This window comes from Actinomyces sp. oral taxon 849 str. F0330 (assembly GCF_000239715.1).
Taxonomy (GTDB): Bacteria; Actinomycetota; Actinomycetes; order Actinomycetales; family Actinomycetaceae; genus Actinomyces; species Actinomyces johnsonii.
Genome location: NZ_JH470349.1, coordinates 1 through 3,299 on the forward strand (window position 1 = coordinate 1; position 3,299 = coordinate 3,299).

The following is a 3,299-nucleotide window of genomic DNA, read 5'->3' on the forward strand; positions in this document are numbered from 1 at the left end:
ACGATCGGCTCGCCGGCACCGCTGGCGACGTCCTCGCTCAGCTCCTCCAGAGGTGGGCGGCAGCTGCTCGGCGCTCGAGGGGCTCGGCGGCCCGACGGGCCCCAGGCCGAAGGGGTGCGGCCCGAAGGCCGCCTCCAGCGCGGCCACGGGTCGGCCCTCAATGACGAGCGCCAGCCGGCTCAGGCGATCCAGCGCCTCAGTGACCTGCTCGGTCTCCAGCGGCAGGCGGGCGGCGATCAGCCCGGCCAGGTCGGCGTTGTCCGGGTTGTCGGCGGGATCGCCGACAGGCCCGTCGTCGGCCGGCTCACCACCGGTCCCGATGGCTCCACCGGCTCGTCCGTCCTGGGCTGCCTCGGTCGACCCGATTCCTTCGGCCTCCCCCGATTCGTCGAGCCGGCTGAGTGCCACCACCGCCTCGGCCACGGCCAGCGTCGACGCGTCCAGCCCGGCCAGCGCCTGCTCGACACTGCCCTGAGTCCCGGCCCGGGTCGCCAGAGCCAGGAAGGAGGAGGACGGCGGCGAGGCCAGGTCCGGGCGCGCCACCAGCAGGGCGGCGACTTCGCGGTCCGGCAATGCCGTCAGGTGCACGGCGAGGTCCTGAGTGGAGGCGGAAGGGCTCATCCGCACCAAAATACGCCCCCACCCCGCTCACGGACAGCACGGAACAAGAGCGAGGAGGCGAGCACGAGCGGGGCCAGTGCCGGTTACTCGCTCACCGCCGCCTCGGAGGGCTTTGAGGCCTCACTCGACCTGAGGGACGTGCCGATGGCAAATCCCATACCCCATCCCACGGACATCCACAGGTACCAGAGCTTCGGCATCATGACGGCCATCATCACGGCCATGACGATGCCCATCGAGGCCCCGAGTACGACCGGCAAGAACCAGCGGGAGGACATCACTCCGGGCTTCTTAAGGGTCTTCATCTTCTCGGCGCTTTCACTGGAACCCGGCGTCTCCAGCCCGTCGACGGGCACGCTGTTCTCGTTGTTCACGCCGTCACCCTAAACAGTCCGCCCGAGTGGATTCCTCCTCCTGCGGAAGGAGACCCGCCCCCGCCTCAGGCCATGAGGTCTCAGGCCACCTAGGGGGCGCCGGTGTCCAAAACTGTCACAAAGGGACCTGAGCACCCCTACCACCGACGACACGAACCGCAGAATTATGCGGTTTTCTTTCGCCGGTTGGAGTCCGTACCGGGCCTTTGTCACCGATTTGGACACGATCCGGCTGATTCCACTGTTCCTGGCGCCTCCCGAGGTTCGTCCGGGGCTCGCGTTCTACCCTATGGCTCGCGCACCGCTGCGGGAGCTCAGAATCCGGCCCGTAAGGTGCGCTCTCGCGGACATGAAGCCGGCCGGGCCGCCCCTCCCGCTGGAAGAGGAACGTCTCGTCCGTCACGGCGCCCCGGCACCCCTCCTTGGGATACTCCCGCCCATGTCCGCTACGCCCAGCGATTCTGTGTCCCCGGCGTCGTCGGCACCCGACGGCCCGCTCATCGTCCAGTCCGACAAGTCCGTCCTCCTGGAGGTCGCCCGCCCCGGGGCCGGCGAGGCCCGCCGCGCCATCGCCGCCTTCGCCGAGCTGGAACGCGCCCCCGAGCACATCCACACCTACCGGATCACTCCACTGGCCCTGTGGAACGCGCGCGCCGCGGGCCTGGACGCCGAGACGGTCGTCCACACTCTCATCACCTACTCGCGATTCCCGGTGCCGCACGCCCTGCTCACCGAGATCGCCGAGACGATGAGCCGTTACGGTCGACTCCAGCTCATCACCGACCCCGCCCATGGCCTGGTCCTGCACGCCACCGATGTGCCGGTCCTGGAGGAGGTCATGCGCTCCAAGCGCACCAAGGGCCTGCTAGGCGAGCGACTCGGGGAGGCCGACGTTATCGTCCATCCCTCCGAGCGGGGCCACCTCAAGCAGGTGCTCATCAAGCTGGGCTGGCCGGCCGAGGACCTGGCCGGCTACGTCGACGGCGAGGCCCACCCCATCACCCTGACAGACTCCCCCAGCACCTTCCAGCTGCGCCCCTACCAGTCCGAGGCGGTGGAGAGCTTCTGGGCAGGAGGCTCCGGCGTGGTCGTCCTGCCCTGCGGGGCCGGCAAGACCCTCGTGGGCGCCGCATCCATGGCCAGGAGCTCGACGACGACGCTCATCCTGGTTACCAACGCGGTCTCGGCGCGTCAGTGGAAGGAGGAACTCATCCGCTTCACCACCCTGACCGAGGACGAGATCGGCGAGTACTCCGGCTCGCGTAAGGAGGTCCGCCCCGTCACGATCGCCACCTACCAGGTCCTGACCACCCGCCGGAAGGGCGTCTACCCGCACCTGGACCTGCTGGACTCCCACGACTGGGGGCTCATTGTCTACGACGAGGTCCATCTCCTACCCGCCCCGATCTTCCGGATGACCGCGGACCTGCAGGCGCGCCGACGTCTGGGCCTGACCGCGACCCTCGTGCGCGAGGACGGCCGCGAGGACGAGGTCTTCAGCCTCATCGGCCCCAAGCGCTACGACGCCCCCTGGAAGGACCTGGAGAACCAGGGCTGGATCGCTCCGGCGATCTGCACCGAGGTGCGCCTGACCCTCGACGCCGGCGAGCGCATGGCCTACGCGACCGCCGAGCCCGAGGAGCGCTACCGCCTGGCCGCCTGCTCACCGCGCAAGATGCCGATCATCGACGCCCTCCTGGCCCGCCACGAGGGCGAGTCGGCCCTCGTCATCGGCCAGTACGTGGATCAGCTCACCGAGATCGCCGAGCACCTGGACGCCCCGGTCATCACCGGCTCGACGACGGTGCGCGAGCGACAGCGCCTTTACGACGCCTTCCGCTCTGGGGAGATCCGCACCCTCGTGGTCTCCAAGGTGGCAAACTTCTCCATCGACCTGCCCGGGGCCAGCGTGGCCGTCCAGGTCTCGGGCTCCTTCGGATCGCGCCAGGAGGAGGCCCAGAGGCTCGGCCGGATCGTGCGCCCCAAGGAGGACGGCCGCCAGGCCCACTTCTACACGGTCGTCGCCCGCGACACCGCCGACCAGGAGTACGCGGCTCACCGCCAGCGCTTCCTGGCCGAGCAGGGCTACGCCTACGCCATCATCGACGCCGAGGACCTCTGAGCCCGACGACGGGCTAGGCGGTCAGCACGTTCAACGCGCCAGGCGGCGGGCGCGCACGTTGCGCACGAGGACCCGCGCCAAGGTGCGCCCGAAGGCCTGGATCACGGGGTCGACGCCCTCTGCCGCCTCGCGGACCGAGGCCCCGGCGCTGGCGGCTGCTTCGGGCAGGTCCGCGGCCGTCG

The 3,299-nt window shown here is 69.9% G+C and carries 2 protein-coding genes and 1 pseudogene; 1 reads left to right on the plus strand and 2 read right to left on the minus strand.

The window, feature by feature from the left end; translation table 11 throughout:
- Window positions 1-621 (minus strand): annotated as a pseudogene (locus HMPREF0975_RS02125) (helicase-associated domain-containing protein); the annotation flags it as partial.
- Between the two features lie 83 nt (window positions 622-704).
- Window positions 705-995, minus strand: a complete 291-nt coding sequence (locus tag HMPREF0975_RS02130; RefSeq protein ID WP_009232469.1) for a hypothetical protein — start codon at window positions 993-995, stop codon at window positions 705-707.
- 439 nt (window positions 996-1,434) lie between these two features.
- Between HMPREF0975_RS02130 and HMPREF0975_RS02135 the strand changes: the two genes are divergently transcribed.
- A complete protein-coding gene (locus tag HMPREF0975_RS02135) occupies window positions 1,435-3,117 on the plus strand; it encodes a DNA repair helicase XPB (RefSeq protein WP_034472799.1) in 1,683 nt (560 codons plus the stop codon).
- The last annotated feature ends 182 nt before the right edge of the window (window positions 3,118-3,299 follow it).

Coding starts and splice junctions, on each gene's coding strand:
- HMPREF0975_RS02135 (WP_034472799.1), top strand. CDS start 1,435: ATGTCCGCTACGCCCAGCGATTCTGTGTCCCCGGCGTCGTCGGCACCC.